Annotated in this window: 14 protein-coding genes; 6 read left to right on the forward strand and 8 right to left on the reverse strand. The window is 67.7% G+C overall.

All coding sequences use genetic code 11. From position 1 onward, the window contains the following. Nucleotides 1-19 precede the first annotated feature (19 nt). The 4 genes from PSS76_RS22285 to PSS76_RS22300 are packed head-to-tail and all read left to right on the forward strand — an operon-like array spanning nt 20 to nt 3,953. The gene (locus tag PSS76_RS22285; RefSeq protein ID WP_084870638.1) at nt 20-1,081 is read left to right on the forward strand and encodes a 2-aminoethylphosphonate ABC transporter substrate-binding protein; all 1,062 of its coding nucleotides are present in this window, start codon (nt 20-22) and stop codon (nt 1,079-1,081) included. Nucleotide 1,082: 1 nt separating this feature from the next. After that, on the forward strand, nt 1,083-2,288 hold the full coding sequence (locus tag PSS76_RS22290) for an ABC transporter ATP-binding protein (protein WP_337456629.1): 1,206 nt from the start codon (nt 1,083-1,085) through the stop codon (nt 2,286-2,288). Further along, the gene (locus tag PSS76_RS22295) at nt 2,285-3,190 is read left to right on the forward strand and encodes a 2-aminoethylphosphonate ABC transporter permease subunit (RefSeq protein WP_064057694.1); all 906 of its coding nucleotides are present in this window, start codon (nt 2,285-2,287) and stop codon (nt 3,188-3,190) included. The genes PSS76_RS22290 and PSS76_RS22295 overlap by 4 nt, the downstream gene beginning before the upstream one ends. After that, on the forward strand, nt 3,165-3,953 hold the full coding sequence (locus PSS76_RS22300) for an ABC transporter permease (protein WP_337456630.1): 789 nt from the start codon (nt 3,165-3,167) through the stop codon (nt 3,951-3,953). The genes PSS76_RS22295 and PSS76_RS22300 overlap by 26 nt, the downstream gene beginning before the upstream one ends. Before the next feature lie 62 nt (nt 3,954-4,015). Here the strand turns inward: PSS76_RS22300 and PSS76_RS22305 are convergent, their stop codons facing one another. Beyond that, nucleotides 4,016-5,635: an AMP-binding protein gene (locus PSS76_RS22305; RefSeq protein ID WP_221278650.1), complete on the reverse strand. Its 1,620-nt coding sequence runs from the start codon at nt 5,633-5,635 to the stop codon at nt 4,016-4,018. Between the two features lie 97 nt (nt 5,636-5,732). Here PSS76_RS22305 and PSS76_RS22310 point away from each other — a divergent pair, with 97 nt between their 5' ends. After that, nucleotides 5,733-6,608 carry a helix-turn-helix transcriptional regulator gene (locus PSS76_RS22310; RefSeq protein ID WP_013415695.1) on the forward strand — a complete coding sequence of 292 codons (876 nt, stop codon included), beginning with the start codon at nt 5,733-5,735 and terminating at the stop codon, nt 6,606-6,608. Between the two features lie 19 nt (nt 6,609-6,627). On the opposite strand, the gene PSS76_RS22315 is transcribed toward PSS76_RS22310, so the two are convergent. Then, nucleotides 6,628-7,056 (reverse strand): CD225/dispanin family protein, encoded by a 429-nt coding sequence (locus tag PSS76_RS22315; protein ID WP_337456631.1) that lies wholly within the window; start codon nt 7,054-7,056, stop codon nt 6,628-6,630. Nucleotides 7,057-7,135: 79 nt separating this feature from the next. Between PSS76_RS22315 and PSS76_RS22320 the strand changes: the two genes are divergently transcribed. Next, nucleotides 7,136-7,936 (forward strand): nuclear transport factor 2 family protein, encoded by an 801-nt coding sequence (locus PSS76_RS22320; RefSeq protein WP_013415694.1) that lies wholly within the window; start codon nt 7,136-7,138, stop codon nt 7,934-7,936. Nucleotides 7,937-7,948: 12 nt separating this feature from the next. On the opposite strand, the gene PSS76_RS22325 is transcribed toward PSS76_RS22320, so the two are convergent. Genes PSS76_RS22325 through PSS76_RS22350 form a run of 6 tightly spaced genes read right to left on the reverse strand, consistent with a single transcriptional unit; the run spans nt 7,949 to nt 15,011 of the window. Then, on the reverse strand, nt 7,949-8,818 hold the full coding sequence (locus tag PSS76_RS22325; protein WP_231849582.1) for a type II secretion system F family protein: 870 nt from the start codon (nt 8,816-8,818) through the stop codon (nt 7,949-7,951). 43 nt (nt 8,819-8,861) lie between these two features. Then, nucleotides 8,862-10,733 carry a type II secretion system F family protein gene (locus tag PSS76_RS22330; protein WP_337456632.1) on the reverse strand — a complete coding sequence of 624 codons (1,872 nt, stop codon included), beginning with the start codon at nt 10,731-10,733 and terminating at the stop codon, nt 8,862-8,864. Further along, nucleotides 10,730-12,127, reverse strand: a complete 1,398-nt coding sequence (locus tag PSS76_RS22335) for a TadA family conjugal transfer-associated ATPase (RefSeq protein ID WP_337456633.1) — start codon at nt 12,125-12,127, stop codon at nt 10,730-10,732. The genes PSS76_RS22330 and PSS76_RS22335 overlap by 4 nt, the downstream gene beginning before the upstream one ends. Then, nucleotides 12,124-13,323 carry a CpaE/TadZ family protein gene (locus tag PSS76_RS22340; RefSeq protein WP_337456634.1) on the reverse strand — a complete coding sequence of 400 codons (1,200 nt, stop codon included), beginning with the start codon at nt 13,321-13,323 and terminating at the stop codon, nt 12,124-12,126. Before PSS76_RS22340 ends, PSS76_RS22335 begins: the two co-directional genes overlap by 4 nt. Next, on the reverse strand, nt 13,320-14,057 hold the full coding sequence (gene cpaB / locus PSS76_RS22345) for a Flp pilus assembly protein CpaB (protein ID WP_337456635.1): 738 nt from the start codon (nt 14,055-14,057) through the stop codon (nt 13,320-13,322). Before cpaB ends, PSS76_RS22340 begins: the two co-directional genes overlap by 4 nt. A 9-nt stretch (nt 14,058-14,066) precedes the next feature. Next, on the reverse strand, nt 14,067-15,011 hold the full coding sequence (locus PSS76_RS22350; RefSeq protein WP_233283119.1) for a pilus assembly protein TadG-related protein: 945 nt from the start codon (nt 15,009-15,011) through the stop codon (nt 14,067-14,069). Nucleotide 15,012 lies beyond the last annotated feature (1 nt).

Below are 15,012 nucleotides of genomic sequence, written 5' to 3' on the forward strand. Positions count from 1 at the left end.
CCCAGACAGGAATTCCCGAATGAGCAGGAACGTCAAGCGTTTCCGCGCGGCTGTCGCAGCCGTCGCACTGAGCACCGCGACCCTCACCCTCACCGCCTGCGGCGGCACCGGCGCGGCGGCGGGCGCCGGCGGCGAGACCGTCACGGTCTACAGCGCCGACGGCCTCGCCGGCTGGTACAAGACGCAATTCGCCGCGTTCACCGAGGAGACCGGCATCGCGGTCAACCTCGTCGAGGCCGGGTCCGGCGAGGTGGTCTCCCGCGTCGACAAGGAACAGTCGAACCCGCAGGCCGACGTCGTCGTGACACTGCCGCCGTTCATCCAAAAGGCCGACGCCCAGGGCTTGCTGCAGCCCAGCGGTATCGACACCTCCGCGGTGCCCGCCGACGTCCAGGACCCGGCCGGTAAGTACGTGCCGCTGGTCGACAACTACCTGTCGTTCATCGCGAACCCCGGCGCCGACCCGGCACCCAAGACGTGGGACGACCTGCTCTCCGACCAGTTCAAGGGGAAGCTGCAGTACTCCACACCCGGTCAGGCCGGCGACGGTACCGCCGTCCTGCTGCTGCTCCAGCACCTGATGGGCAAGCAGGGCGCCCTGGACTACCTGACGAAGTTGCAGGCCAACAACGTCGGACCGTCGTCGTCCACCGGCAAGCTGCAGCCCAAGGTCAGCAACGGCGAACTCCTCGTCGCCAACGGCGACGTCCAGATGAACCTCGCGTCGATCGCCGACGACGGTTCGAAGTTCCAGATCTTCTTCCCCGCCGAGGCCGACGGCACGCGCACCACCGTCGCGCTGCCGTACGTGATGGGTCTGGCGAAGGGTGCCCCGCACTCCGAGGAGGCCAAGAAGCTCATGGAGTACCTGCTGTCGGAGAAGGCCCAGCAGTCGGTCGCCGGTGACGCGCGCGGCGTGTCCGTTCGCACCGACGTTCGAGCCGCCTCGGGCAACGCGACCGACCCGTCGACCCCGACCGGTCTCGTCAACGGCGTCGAGGTGTGGACCCCGAACTGGAACGACGTCCTCGCCTCCCTCGACGCCGACATCGCCGCCTACCAGAAGGCAACCGGTAACTGACATGCCACGATTCGAGCCCGGGCGGCCCCTCCGCACCACGATCGGCAAGGCACCCGACACGGCGTCGGACGCTGCCGACTCGTCCCTTCCGGCCATCACATTCGACCGGGTGAACGTCGCGTACGGACACGGACGCGGGGCCACCCGGGCCCTGATCGACTTCAACCTGCGGGTCGCGCGCGGCGAGACCGTCGCGCTGCTCGGTCCCAGCGGCTCGGGCAAGTCCACCGCGCTCAAGGCGCTGGCCGGCTTCACCCGCCCGGCGTCGGGGACGGTCCGCCTCGACGGGCGAGACGTCACCGATCTGCCACCCGCGAAGCGCGGGATCGGCGTCGTCGTCCAGTCCTACGCCCTGTTCCCGCACATGCGGGTGGCCGAGAACGTCGCGTTCGGGCTTCGCGCGCACCGGATTCCCCGTGCCGAGATCGCCGGACGCGTGTCCGACGCACTCGCGATGGTCGGGATGTCCGCGTACGGCAAGCGCTTTCCGCGGGAACTGTCGGGAGGCCAGCAGCAGCGCGTGGCGATCGCCCGCGCGTTGGCGATCCGGCCCAGGGTGCTGCTGCTCGACGAGCCCCTCGCAGCACTGGACGCGCAGTTGCGTCAGAGCATGCTCACCGAACTGCTGGAACTGCGCGCCGCGCTGCCGGACACCGCGATGCTGTACGTCACGCACGACCAGTCGGAGGCCCTCGCGCTCGCCGACCGGATCGCGGTGATGCGCGACGCCCGACTGGTGGACGTGGACACCACCGAGAACCTGTGGAAGCGGCCACCGAGCAGCTTCACTGCGGCGTTCCTCGGTGGCGCGAACCTGCTGCCGTGCACGGTGACCCGGGTGATCGGGACGTCGGCGCTGGTGTCGGTGGGTGGCAGCCCCGTCGCCGCGCACGCCCCGCAGCCCGAGATCGGACGCACCGACTGGGAATCCGAGGCCGGCGCACTGTTGTGCCTGCGCCCACACGCGATCACCCTCACCTCCCCCGCCGAACGCGGCACCCTGCCCGCTCGGATCGTCGCCAGCGTGTGGCGCGGCTCGTCCACCCGCGTCACGATCGCGCTGCCGAGCCTGCCCGAGACACCGATCGACGTGGACGTACCCGGCCACGACGAGCGCCCCCTCGGGGCCGAGGTCGGCATGCGGTTCCCCGAACGCGGCGCCGTACTGGTGCCGGTTCCGGCCGCGGCCCGGGGAGCGACACAGTGACCGCCCTCCTCGAACCTCCCGTCGCCGACGAGGCGCCGCCGCGGAAAGCGCAGTCACGCCGGCGTTCCGGACTGTGGGTACTGCCACCGCTCCTGCTGGTCGTCGGGTTCGCCGTGTACCCGATGGCGCGGGTGCTGGCGGAGTCCACCGTCACCGACACCGGTCGCGGCTGGTCGACGTGGACCGACGTCCTCGGTTCGTCGTCGTTCCGGAACGCGTTGTGGCGCACCGTTCAAGTGGCGGTGACGTCCACGCTGGGTTGCCTCGTGCTCGGCACGTTCCTGGCGCTCGTACTCGCGTTCGTCCCGTTCCCGGGATCGAAGGTGGTGGGACGGCTGATCGACACGATCCTGTCGCTGCCGTCGTTCCTCGTGACGCTCGCGTTCACGTTCCTCTACGGCACCGCCGGTGCGGTCAACGCACTGATCACGCGGATCACCGGCGCCGAGCAGGGCCCCCTGAACTTCCTGAACACCCCGCTCGGCGTCATCGCCGCCGAGATCACGTTCTTCACGCCGTTCGTGGTGCGACCGCTGCTGGCCGCGTTCTCGCAGATCCCCCGCGACCAGCTCGACGTCGCCGCCAGCCTGGGTGCGTCACCGCTGCGCGTGCTGCGCCAGGTGGTGCTGCCCGAGGCGTGGCCGGCGATGATGGCCGGCGGATCGCTCGTACTCCTGTTGACGCTCAACGAGTTCGGCATCGTCCTGTTCACCGGCGCCAAGGACGTCATGACACTACCCGTGCTGATCTACACCCACGGCATCGTCACGTTCGACCTGCCGGGCGCCGCCGTGATCGCGACCGTCCAGGTGGCGCTGTCGCTCACTCTGTACGGCGGCTACCGATTCCTGTTCGCCCGACTGATGGGAGGCAGCCGTGCTGCTGTGGACCCGACGCGCTAGATACCTGACGCTCACGTTCTTCGCGGCGGTGGTGGCGATCGTGTTCGTCGCGCCGATCGCCACCGTGATCGCGGCCGCACTCGCGGGCGCCTGGAACGGGCCGCTGCCGTCGGACCTGGGCACGAAGAACCTCTCGGCGGCGCTGTCGGACGACAATCTCGCCAGCATGATCGTCAGCCTGCAGACCGCGGTCATCGCCGGTGGACTCGCGCTGGTCGTCGGAACCTGGGGAGCGCTCGCCGCGCGGGAGGCGCCGACCTGGCTGCGGAAGGTCACCGACGCGGTGTTCCATCTGCCGGTCGCGCTGCCGTCGGTGGCGATCGGGCTGGGCCTGCTCATCGCGTTCAACGAGCGGCCACTGCTGCTCGGCGGAACCAAGTGGATCGTCATTCTCGCGCACGCAGTGCTGGTACTGGCCTTCGCGTTCAGTTCGGTGTCGGCTGCGCTGGAGCGACTGGATCCCGCCTACCGGCAGGCCGCCGAGTCGCTCGGCGCCGGCCCGGTCCGGGTGCTGCTGCGGATCACCCTGCCACTGCTGGTGCCCGCCCTGGGCGCCGCCGCGGGTCTGTCCGTCGCACTGTCGATGGGCGAGCTCGGCGCCACCATCATGGTGTACCCCGCGACGTGGAAGACGTTGCCGGTGGCCATCTTCGGCCTCACCGACCGCGGCCAGGTGTTCCAGGCGGCCGCCAACACCACCCTGCTGCTACTCGTGACCCTCGTCGCACTGCTCGTGCTCGGACGTATCCGCAACAGGCGCTGACGCGCCCGTGCGCCTTTTTGGTAGCTGGCACCACCAAAAAGGCGCACGGGCGCCGAAGGCGCCTACCCCTGACGCAGGATGTAGCGCTGCACCTTGCCGCTGGGGGTCTTGGGCAGGTGCGGGACGAAGTGCACCGTGCGCGGGTAGGCGTGCGCCGCGAACTTCTTCTTCACCAACTGCTGTAGATCCTTCTCGAGCTCGTCGGTGCCCTCGACGCCGGACCGCAGCACGACGAACGCCTCGAGCACCTCGCCGCGCAGCTGGTCGGGCATGCCGACGACGGCAGCCTCGACGACGTCGTCGTGCATCACCAGCACGCTCTCCACGTCGAACGGACCGATGCGGTAGCCCGCCATGATGATCACGTCGTCGTCGCGGGAAGAGAAGAAGAACCGCCCCTCCTCGTCCACCTGACCCGCGTCGCCGGTGACGTACCAGCGGCCGTCGGGCGTGAAGCGGGCCGCGGTCTTCTCCGGCGCGTCGCTGTAACCGGTGAACCACATCAGGGGGCTGTTCTGCGTGTCGATCGCGACGCGGCCGGGGGTGTTCGGAGGGGCGATCTCGTCGACGTCGTCGGAGAGGACCGCGCACGTCCAGCCGGGCAGCGGGCGGCCCATCGAGCCGGGGACGACGTCCTCGCGCAGTCCGTCGGCCCACGCGTTGATGATGAACATGCCGTGCTCGGTCTGCCCGTACTGATCGCGGACGGTCACGCCCAGCTCGGCCTCCGACCACGCGATGACGTCCGGCGTGAGCGGCTCGCCCGCCGACGACGCGCGGCGCAGCGTCACCGACTCCGGGACGGGCGTCTCGTCGGCGCGCAGGCTCCGGTAGACGGTGGGGGCGGCGGCGAAGTTGGTGACGCCGAAGCGTTCCATCACCTGCCACGTGAGCGGCGCGGAGAACCCGGCGTGCAGCAGGATGCTGCGGACGCCCGACGCCATCGGGCCGAGCAGCGCGTAGTACAGCCCGTAGGCCCAGCCGGGATCGGCAGCGTTCCAGAACACGTCGTCCTCGCGCACGTCGAGCCCCCACTCGATGTACGAGCGGAAGGCCGCGAGCGCCCGGATCGGGACCGGGACACCCTTCGGGGAGCCCGTCGTACCGCTGGTGAACAAACGAACGATCGGGGCGTCGCCGCCGAGCGCCGCCGCCGCGCCGCGCGGGTCGTCGGCCGAATGGCGCGCGAGGAGGTCGTCGAAGCGCAGCGCACCCTCGCCCTCACCCGCGACGATCACCTGCCACGACGGATTCGACGGCATGTCGTCGCCCGGAGCGAGCTTGTCGAGCTGGTTCGCGTCCGAGATCACGACCTTCGCGCCGCTGGCCTCGAGCCGGAACGCGATCGCCGGCGGCGCGAACGCGGTGAACAGCGGGACGTGGACGGCGCCGCGACGCCAGATCCCCAACAACGCCACCACGAGGTCGGCGGACTTGCCCATCAGCGTCGCCACGCAGTCACCGGGCTCGACACCGAGGTCGGCCAGCGCAGCGGCGAACTTCGTGGACTGCTCCCGCAGCCAGCCGAACGTCAGATCGGTCGACGACAGATCCGATTCGACGACGGTGAACGCCACCGCATCCGCCGGGTGCCGATCGCACAGCAACTCGGCCGCGCAGGCCTGCGGGGTGTCGTATTGCGCCAAGAGTTCGCGCACACGGGTGGTGGTGTCGACGGTCATCGTCACTCCTCGTCGTCGGGGCCCAGCTCACCATCGGGCCATCGTTGCTCCTATGATGCGTGTCACAGGATTGACCGGCTACCCCCGGAAAGGGGTGATGAGGGTGCCCACCCACACCTCGTCCCTGCTGCGTCCGCGCGACCGCGACGCACTCCGCACCGAGCTACGGAAAGTGGCCGCGACCAGCATCGTCCCGGTCGTCTTCGGCGGCGAGGTACATGACGGCACCCTGCATCTCGACGAGTTCGTCGGCACCCACACCGACGGTCTGCGGGGCCTCGCCGTCTCGGAGAGTTCAGGCCTCGGCGGGCACGTGGTCGCCCGCCGCAATCCCGCGGCCGTCCACGACTACGGCCGTGCCCGCACCATCACCCACCACTACGACGGTCCGGTCCTCGCGGAGGGCCTGTGCTCGGTGCTCGCGGTGCCGGTCGTGGTGCGCGGTAATTCCCGCGCCGTCATGTACGCGGCGATCCGCGAACGCGTCCGGCTGGGCGACCGCATCGCGGACGTCATGATGCAGGCCGGCCGCCGCCTGGCGAACGAGATCGCGATCCGCGACGAGGTGGACCGCCGGGTGGCACTGCTCGACGCCGCCGCGGCCGAGGTGCCCGCGCCGGGCGGCGCCGACGCGGAGGAGATTCGCGACGTGCATGCCGAGTTGCGAAGCATCGCACAGACGGTCGACGACCCGGCACTGCAGGAACAACTCCGTGCCCTGTCCAACCGTCTCGCTGGGGTCGGCGCGGCCGACGACACCGACCGCCCCACCCCGCCGGTGGCGCTGTCGCCGCGCGAGGTGGACGTCCTCAGCCATGCCGCACTCGGTTGCTCGAATGTCGTTATCGCCGAGCGCCTGTCGGTGAAGCCCGAGACCGTCAAGAGCTACCTGCGCAGCGCGATGAGCAAACTCGACGCCCATTCCCGGCGCGAAGCCGTCGTGGCGGCGCGGCGTCTGGGGCTGTTGCCGTAGGACGCTCCGCCCTGCCCGGTCACCAACCGGAGGAACCGTCTTCTACACCGAAATCGCCACCACCGAAATCGCCGCCGCCGAAATCGCAGTAGCCGGGACCGGTGAACGACGGCGAGATTCCGCGGTGGTGGTGGTGGGCGTCGATCCACACGGCGGAAACCAGGACGTACAGCACCAGCAGCACTACCGCGATCGAACCGCCGATCCAGAGCGAGACCTGCCCCAGCCGGCGAACCCGGTTGGACGCATGCCGCGCCCCGTCACGATCGCCGTCGGACCACCGCGGATGCACCTCGAACGCGTGGGTGAAGGCCGCGAACGACAACGGCCAGAAGAAGAGCAGTGCGACGACCGCCCACCCCGCGTGGGCGGGAGGGCGCCGCTCGACCGGGGCCCCCGCGTCGCTACGGGAACGACTCTCATCCCCTGAATCCGACATATCAGTCATCCGCCGAGCCTAGCGGCGAGACGGCCGGACGTCGACGAAATCTGGAACACGTTCCACTTGCTGTGTCATACTCGCCGCCATGTCAGCGACACCGATCGAGACCGCCACGATCACCCGAACCACCACCGCGCAGGAGTTGCTGGACCTGGCACGCCAGTCCCCCGCCGCGGTAGCGGCGCACGACAAGAACGCCTGGCTGGGGCTGTTCGCGGACCGGCACGTGGTCGAGGATCCCGTCGGCGGTCGGCCCGTACTCGGCGGGCTGTACGACCGACGCAGCCATGTCCGGGGCGGCGATCCCCTGGCCCGATTCTGGGACACGTTCATCGCACCGAACGACATTCGCTTCCACGTGGAGAACGAGGACATCGTCAGCGGACTCGACGTCGTCCGCGACGTCACCATCGAGACTCGACTCGGCGGCGGCGTCGTGGCGAAGGCACCGATGCACCTCGTGTACGAGACCACTCTCGACGAGGGTGCTCCCCGAATTCGGCGGATCGCCGCGCACTGGGAGGTCGCGCCGATGTTCGCCCAAGTGGCCGGCGTCGATCGCGCGAAACTTGCTGTCGCGGCGAGCATGAGCGTCCGCATGCTCCGGCTCCAGGGCGTGGGCGGGTCGCTCGCCTTCGGTCTCGCGGTCCGCAGCGTGGGCGAACGTGGGAAGCGGTCGGTCCGGCGTCTCGTCGCGGACGCCCGGCGCGGCGACGAGGCTGCCCTCGAGCGGCTCGGTGGACATGCGGTCGACAGCCTCACGAAGGTCATCGCGGCCGGCGACACCGTCACCGCGACCTGCACGGCCGACGGCGAGCACGCCGTGCTGTTCTGCTACCTCGACCGGAAGACGATCCAGGTGGCGAGGGCGGTCGTGTGCCGCTAGCCTCCGAACCGGTTACATACCGCCCAAGACCTCCATCATGTTGATCACCGCCGGACCCAGGATCACGATGAAGATGGTCGGCAGGATGCAGGTCATCAACGGAAACAGCACCTTCACCGGAACCTTCATCGCCTTCTCCTCAGCACTCTGACGGCGTTTCAGACGCATCTCCGAGGCCTGGGTCCGCAGGACCTCGGCGATGGCCACGCCGTACTCGTCGGCTTGGATGACGGCCCGAAGGAACCTCCGCAAGTTGGGTGCTTTCGTTCTGGCGGCAAGATCCAGGTACGCGATTCGCCTCGACTGCCCCATCTGTATGTCCTGCAATGTCCGGATGAATTCCTCGGCCAGCGGCCCCTTTCCGTTCTTCGCGGCCCGCTGCATGGCGGCTTCGAACCCCAGGCCCGCCTCGACTGCGATCGTCATCTGGTCGAGGGTGTCGGCAAGCGCCAGTTCGATCGCGGCTTGGCGCTCCTGCCCCCTGCTCTGCAGGAGAAGTTCCGGGACGAAATACGCCAGCGCGACGGCGGCCGCAGCGAACAGCACCCGGCCGACGCCAGGCGACGCACCCACCGCGAGAAGGCCGAGCAGGGCGGCGGCCGCGGCGAGAACGATCTTCGCCATCGCGGCCCGTTCCGGAACCCACGCCGCTGGACGACCGGCAAGGATGTGCAGTCGTTCCAAGCGGGCCATCGTCCCGGGCGGCGACAGCAGCTTCACGAATCGGCCGAGCGAAAGCGGTGGCGCGCCTCCCGACTCCGGAATCGGCAACGCCAGCTGCGACTGCAGGTTCCGAAGGGCGGGTCCGCGTTCCGGATCTCGGGCGCCGACCGTCAACCACACCAGAACACCCAACGCCCCGCCGACGGACAGCGCCGCCATGAGCACCAGCGGTGGAATCACAACACCTCCCAGTTCCCGAGCACTAGAACTTGACCGAGACAACCTTGTTCATCCACAGCCCACCGACGGTCAGCATGACGAGCCCCACCGCGATCATCACGTAGCCGATGGCGCTACCCGTCAACTTTGACAGGTAGTCCGGATTCGAGACGAGCAGAAATGCGGTGAGACCGAAGGGCAGCGCCATCAGCACGTAGGCGGACAGTTTCCCCTCGGCAGCAAGGGCTTTCACCTGCCGTCGAATCTGATTTCGCTCTCGAATGGTGTTGCCCACCTGGTCGAGGACTTCCGCGAGGTCGCCTCCGACCTCACGGTTGATGGCGATTGCCTGAGCTATCCAGTTGAAATCGTCACTTCGCATCCGCCGGGCCACGTCGTCGAGAGACTCGTTGAGATCACGTCCCACCCGAGTCTCGTTGACGATCCGAGCGAACTCCTCCGAAGTCGGCACCTCCGCCTCTCGGGAAAGGGAATCGAGCGCTCGGAGCATGCTGTGCCCGGCTCGGAGATTGCTGGCCAGCAGCTGCAGGGAATCGTCGAGCTGATCAGCGAACGCGGCCCGACGCCTACCGGCCATCACACGGAGATAGATTCTCGACAATCCCACTGTGATCGCCGCGAGCAAGAGCGCCGCCACGATGCCCGAAGCCAGGAGACCGATCGCCGCAGCGGTGATCGCCGCAGCACCGACCAGGGCGATGAAGTCACCTGGACGAAGCTTCAGCCCCGCCTCCTGTAGCGCCTGGGTGCGGGCAGCGATGCGTCCGCGTCTCCTCAGGTTCTGATCGATCCACTGCACCAGCCGTTCCGCGAATCGGGACAGCATCGAGTCCCGTCCGTCCTGCCGCCCACGACGTGCTGCCGAAATCCTCGCGGGCGCTCTACCGGCGACCGCCAGCACGCCTCCCGCAAGCGCCGAGTAGCACGCTAGGAGCCCGATCACCAGCCCCGTCGAAGACGTGAAGAAACCGTCGACGGTCCCGGCGACGACGCTCGGCGTCGGCACCACACTGGGCAATGTCACCGGGAACGGATCGCTCACTCGGCCGGCTGCGCCGCTGCGCACGCTCGCCACCACCTGGGTATCGCCATTCGCTTCCGATCGGTATCGGACGACGTACAGGTTTCCGAGCGCGCGAGCGGCCGACTGGTAGATCGCACCCAGCGCCGCCGTATCACCCGCAGACGCGTACTGACCGCGCGACTCCCGCGCAACCTGCTGCAGGAGAGCAGAGTTCGTCTCGGGCGTCGACATCTGCACGGCGTACAGCGACGCGCGCGACCGACTCAGGACGGACGGGAGTTCCGACATCGAGTGTGCACTCGACGTGTCGGCGCCGTCCGTCAACAGAAGCAGGATGTTGTTGGCCGCTTCGCCGCGCTCGAGCATCTCGGCGGCGGTCACCACCGAATCTGCGATCGCGCTGTTGCCGCCCGCCTTCAGTCCGTCGATCCTGCGGAGCAGGTCCTCGGAGTCCGTCGTCAGTTCCGAGAGCACCTGTGGCGTCGACGAGATCGCGACGATTCCGATGTGGGCGCCGGCCGGCGCCTGCCGCACGAAATCCGATGCGGCGCGCTTCACGTCGTCCAGCGCCGGACCCGACATGCCCCCGGACACGTCGATTGCGAGCACGATGTCCTGCTCGGAACCCGGCTGCTGCCTGACCTCGATCTCTCGCGGCACGCCTCCCTCGGTGAGCGCGAACGTTCCCGGATCGATCGCCTGCCCTTCGATACCGGGCGGCGCGAGGATGGACACCTCGATGTCGGGAAACCGGGTCGTGTCGACCGCCGAGACCTGGACAGCCTCCGTCTCGGCCGCCGCGGCTACGGCAGGAATTCCCAGAACACCCGCACCGAGGGCGAGCACGACGGCCACCACGCACCGACTCATGCCCGCCCCCGGGAGGGCTCTCCCACCCCGAAAACACTCGGCGACAAAGCAATACCGAGATCTCGGAATCTGTCGGTGAACCGCGGCCGCACTCCGGTCGGCTGCGGTCTGCCGAGGAATCGCCCGCGCGCGTCGACGCCGGCGCTGTAGTCGAACAGGAAGGCATCCTGCAGGGTGACGATCTCACCCTCCATGCCCTGGACCTCGGTCACGTGGGTCACTCGCCGAGTGCCGTCACGTAGTCGAGTGAGCTGCACGATCACGTCGACCGCCGAAGCGATCTGCTCCCGGATCGCCCGCAACGGCAGGTCCATGCCCGCCATCAACACAAGCGTCTCCAAGCGCGCGATGGCGTCACGGGGCGAATTCGCATGCACCGTCGACAGCGACCCGTCGTGACCGGTGTTCATCGCTTGCAGCATGTCGAGACTTTCGCCTCCGCGACACTCCCCCACCACGATGCGGTCGGGACGCATACGCAGCGAGTTCCGCACCAGGTCGCGGATGGTGACGGCACCCTTGCCCTCAATGTTCGGCGGTCGGCTCTCCAACCGTACGACGTGGTCCTGCTGAAGTTGCAGTTCCACGGCGTCCTCGATGGTGACAATCCGCTCCCCTTCCGGAATGAACGACGAGAGCACGTTGAGCAGCGTCGTCTTCCCCGTGCCCGTGCCGCCCGAGACGATGACGTTCAGTCGCGCCTGCACACACGCGTCGAGCAGTTCGGCCATCTCGTGCGAGAGAGTGCCGAAGGCGATGAGATCGTCGACCTGGAACGGATCTTTCGAGAACTTTCGAATGGTGAGCGAGGAGCCGTTGAATGCGAGCGGTGGGATCACCGCGTTGACACGGGAGCCGTCCGCCAAGCGTGCATCCACGAGCGGGGACGATTCGTCGATCCGTCGACCGACGGCGGAAACGATGCGTTCGATCACGCGACGCAGGTGCGCCTCGTCCGCGAATCGCGCGGAGCTGCGGACGAGGGTGCCGTCCCGCTCGACGTAGACCATGTCGTGGCTGTTGACCATGATCTCGGTGACCGACGGGTCCTCCAGTAGCCGCTGAAGCGGTCCGTGCCCCAGTACCTCGTCGGCGACCTCACGGAGCAGGCGCCGCCGTTCGTCGAAGGTGAGTGGCGTCGTCTCCTGCTCCACGATTTCGGCCAGTTCCTCACGGACCAGGAGATGCAGTTGCTCCTCGCTCAACGAGGAGTCGTTGAAGCGGGTGCCGATCCGGGTGTACAGGGCCGCACTCGCACGGTCCTTCAGTTCGGCGAGAGCGTCGGCCGGAGGGAGGGACGTCTTCGCCTTCCCCTGCTTCCCCGGCGGGATCGGTGCGGCGGCTTCGACGGGTGCGGCTCCGCGCACGGCCTCGAGCCGTTGGGACAGTCTCATCTCGCACCCACCGCCTCGGCTGCCCGATGCCGCGCGCGTCCACCCTTGGCGGTATCGGGAGCCGGATCGATACGGCCGACGAGTCGCCACAACTCTTTCGCAGTGCGATCCCGACCCGGGTTCTGAAGCAGTGGAACTCCCCGGTTCGTCGAAAGGGCAACGGCTTTCGACCGCTTGATCACGATATCGGCGGGGACCCCGATGGTATTCTGGATGTCCTGGACCGTCAGCCCCTCGCGTCGATCCGCAAAGTTGAGCACGACATGCCGCACGACCGGACCCAGATTCAGCTCCGTCAGCAACTGCAGTTCCTTGTGCATCCCGCGGACGCTGGGCACGTCCATACCCGACACCAACACGACGTCGGTAGCAAGGTCGAGCGCCGCCAGGGTGTGTTCGAGCAAACCGGGCGCGGTATCGACGACCACGTACCGGAATTCGGCCGCCAACTGCGTCAGCAGAGTGCTCACCTGCTCGCCGGTGATGCTGTCGCCCGCCGCGGGCGAGTCCGATCCACACAGCGCATGCAGTCCTGTGGAATGGGGTGTCAGGACGGTCTTGAGGACGATCATGTCCTGGCTGGCCGGGCTCGCGACGGCGTCGGTCAGGCAATGTTCCGGAACCAACTGGAGAGCACTGGCAACGTCGCCGAACTGCACGTCGAGGTCCACCAACACCGTGGAGTGAGGCGCTGCCGCCGCGAGTCCGACTGCAAGATTCGTCGCAACGGTGGTCTTTCCGGTTCCGCCTTTCGGCGACGCGACCACGATGACCTTCCCTTGAACCGCATGCTGCTCCGCCGGTGCACTCGCCCCCTGACGTCGCGCCAGCGCGGCCTGACCTGCTCGATCGAGTACGGCACGAACGTCCGCGATCTCCGCCTCCGGCGACATCACGTCCCGCACGCCGGCGCGCATCGCCCTCAACCACACGTCGGTGCCCGCATCACTGGCCAGAACCACCGTGGTGCCGGGCGTCGAATGATCGATCCGGCCGGCGAGGGAGAGGCCCTCCACTTCCGGCACGTCCGGACCGAGAACGAGAACGTCGGGTTGCACGGTCACGCCGAGCCCGACCAACTGCGCCGGCCCCCGGGGAACCGGCTGCGCCGGCAACACCAGAAGGTTGCCGTCCGCGGCGTGGTACACGCGGCGGGCGAAATCGTCGCGATCGGTCAGCAGGACGATGCGGCTCATCGGAACACTCCTTCCGGGGAGACCACGGATGCCCCGGCCTCGTTCGAACTCAGCGGCTCATTGGAAAGCCAGATGGTCCCGTGCTCCGCGGCGTAAACGACGCGCTCCGCCATCGGCACGTCGACCGCCAGCGAGACGAGAAAGGCCTCGGTGGGAGCAGGGCTCGGCGACGAGTCGACCGTGGCCGAATCCCCTTCGTCGGCGTTGGAAAACGTTCCCTGGACCCGCGTGACTCGCACTTTCTGCAATCTCAGATGTGTTTCGTAGTTCTTGACGGGCGGCGAGAAGGACATGAAGACGCCGACGGTATCGCCCGGCGCGATGTGGCCTCCCAGTGCGCGTTGGGGCTCGAGAAGAACCGTCACCTCCTGCATCCCCTCGGGGATTCCTCCCTGGTCCTGACTTCGGGCGGTCGCCGGGTCGGCGAATCGCGCCGAGACCAGTTGTTCGCCCGGCAGGAGGTCGGTCAGCGCGACCTTGCCGGACAGTTGGTCGAGACTGGTCACCCGTTCGGGTAGCACCGCCATTTCCGGAAGTTCCTTGACCACAACCATTCCCACGAGCGAATCGGCGGGAGTGTTTTTCGGAATCGTCTGATCGGCGACGAGCACATCGACGGTGCGTGTACCCGCCAGGGCGCGGGCATCGGCCCCGCGTACATACGAGATCAGGGCGAGGGTTCCCGCGACCGCGAGAACGATCGCACAGATCGCAGCAATGATTCGGGTTCTCAAAACGGGCTCCTAATCAAGCAAGCTGATCGTACTCACGCCGAAATCGATCCCTCCCGGCGTCAGATCCGAATCGAGGCTGACAATTTTCACGAAGGTGCCGATGATGCCGCGACAGCTGCCGGTGCAACTCAGCGCCCCGTGAACATCGTTGTTCCAGTTGAACTCCGGGTTGCCGCTCAGCCGGTAGCCCTGAATCTTGAAGGCAGCCAAACCGACGACGTGAAACCATCCACCGCTTCCGGTTCCACCTGCGACGTCGTAGATCGGGACCCGGACGACGGCATTCTGAAACTGCTTGATGGTGTCCTTGCACGGCCCCGGAATGTTGTTACCGGTGTCGCCCGGTGTTGCATAGACGGCGGCGTCGATCTTCGCCGGGCATCGACCGTTCGCCCCCTGCAGCCAGCCGAAATTGCCCGGTGCCGCATTTCCCGAGGTTCCGTTGCAGCGCGGCGCCGTCACGTTGTAGGCGACGAGGATCTTCACGTCCAGACTGCGGGATTCGTCGAAATGGCACTTGTGGAACGTGAGCGGGAGTTCCGCGGTCCCCCCGAGGGGAAACACGCAGCTTGCAGTCGCAGACGCCGAGATCTCGCTGCGGTCGACTCCGAGGACCGGAGCGAACACGTTCCTCCGGCCGGCGAGGCCGTCGTCACCCACCGCCGACGCAGTGACCGTCACCTTCCGCTTCACACCGTCGATCACCGCCGCACTTGAAGCCGACGAGCTGTTGACGTTCGCCTGGACAAGGCTCGACACGGATGAGGCGGAAGATCCTGCCTTGCAACTGGATTCCTGAGCTACGGCGAGCGCAGCCGCATCGGCCCCGTTCTGCAACTGACGTTTGACGACATAGTTCGCACCGATGTCGACCGAGATCGCAGCACATCCCAGGAGCACGACCATGAGGATCGCGACGAGCACGGCGACGACCCCGCGCTCGTCATTAGACATG

The organism is Prescottella sp. D32, from assembly GCF_037287305.1.
GTDB lineage: Bacteria > Actinomycetota > Actinomycetes > Mycobacteriales > Mycobacteriaceae > Prescottella > Prescottella equi.

Excerpts from the sequence above, each read along its gene's own strand:
- PSS76_RS22340 (WP_337456634.1), bottom strand. The coding sequence starts at position 13,323 with ATGAGCCGCATCGTCCTGCTGACCGATCGCGACGATTTCGCCCGCCGC.
- PSS76_RS22350 (WP_233283119.1), bottom strand. The coding sequence starts at position 15,011 with ATGTCTAATGACGAGCGCGGGGTCGTCGCCGTGCTCGTCGCGATCCTC.
- PSS76_RS22290 (WP_337456629.1), top strand. The coding sequence starts at position 1,083 with ATGCCACGATTCGAGCCCGGGCGGCCCCTCCGCACCACGATCGGCAAG.
- PSS76_RS22310 (WP_013415695.1), top strand. The coding sequence starts at position 5,733 with ATGAGGGTGCCCACCCACACCTCGTCCCTGCTGCGTCCGCGCGACCGC.
- PSS76_RS22325 (WP_231849582.1), bottom strand. The coding sequence starts at position 8,818 with ATGGCGGCGCTGTCCGTCGGCGGGGCGTTGGGTGTTCTGGTGTGGTTG.
- PSS76_RS22335 (WP_337456633.1), bottom strand. The coding sequence starts at position 12,127 with ATGAGACTGTCCCAACGGCTCGAGGCCGTGCGCGGAGCCGCACCCGTC.
- PSS76_RS22285 (WP_084870638.1), top strand. The coding sequence starts at position 20 with ATGAGCAGGAACGTCAAGCGTTTCCGCGCGGCTGTCGCAGCCGTCGCA.
- PSS76_RS22330 (WP_337456632.1), bottom strand. The coding sequence starts at position 10,733 with ATGAGTCGGTGCGTGGTGGCCGTCGTGCTCGCCCTCGGTGCGGGTGTT.
- PSS76_RS22305 (WP_221278650.1), bottom strand. The coding sequence starts at position 5,635 with ATGACCGTCGACACCACCACCCGTGTGCGCGAACTCTTGGCGCAATAC.
- PSS76_RS22315 (WP_337456631.1), bottom strand. The coding sequence starts at position 7,056 with ATGACTGATATGTCGGATTCAGGGGATGAGAGTCGTTCCCGTAGCGAC.
- PSS76_RS22320 (WP_013415694.1), top strand. The coding sequence starts at position 7,136 with ATGTCAGCGACACCGATCGAGACCGCCACGATCACCCGAACCACCACC.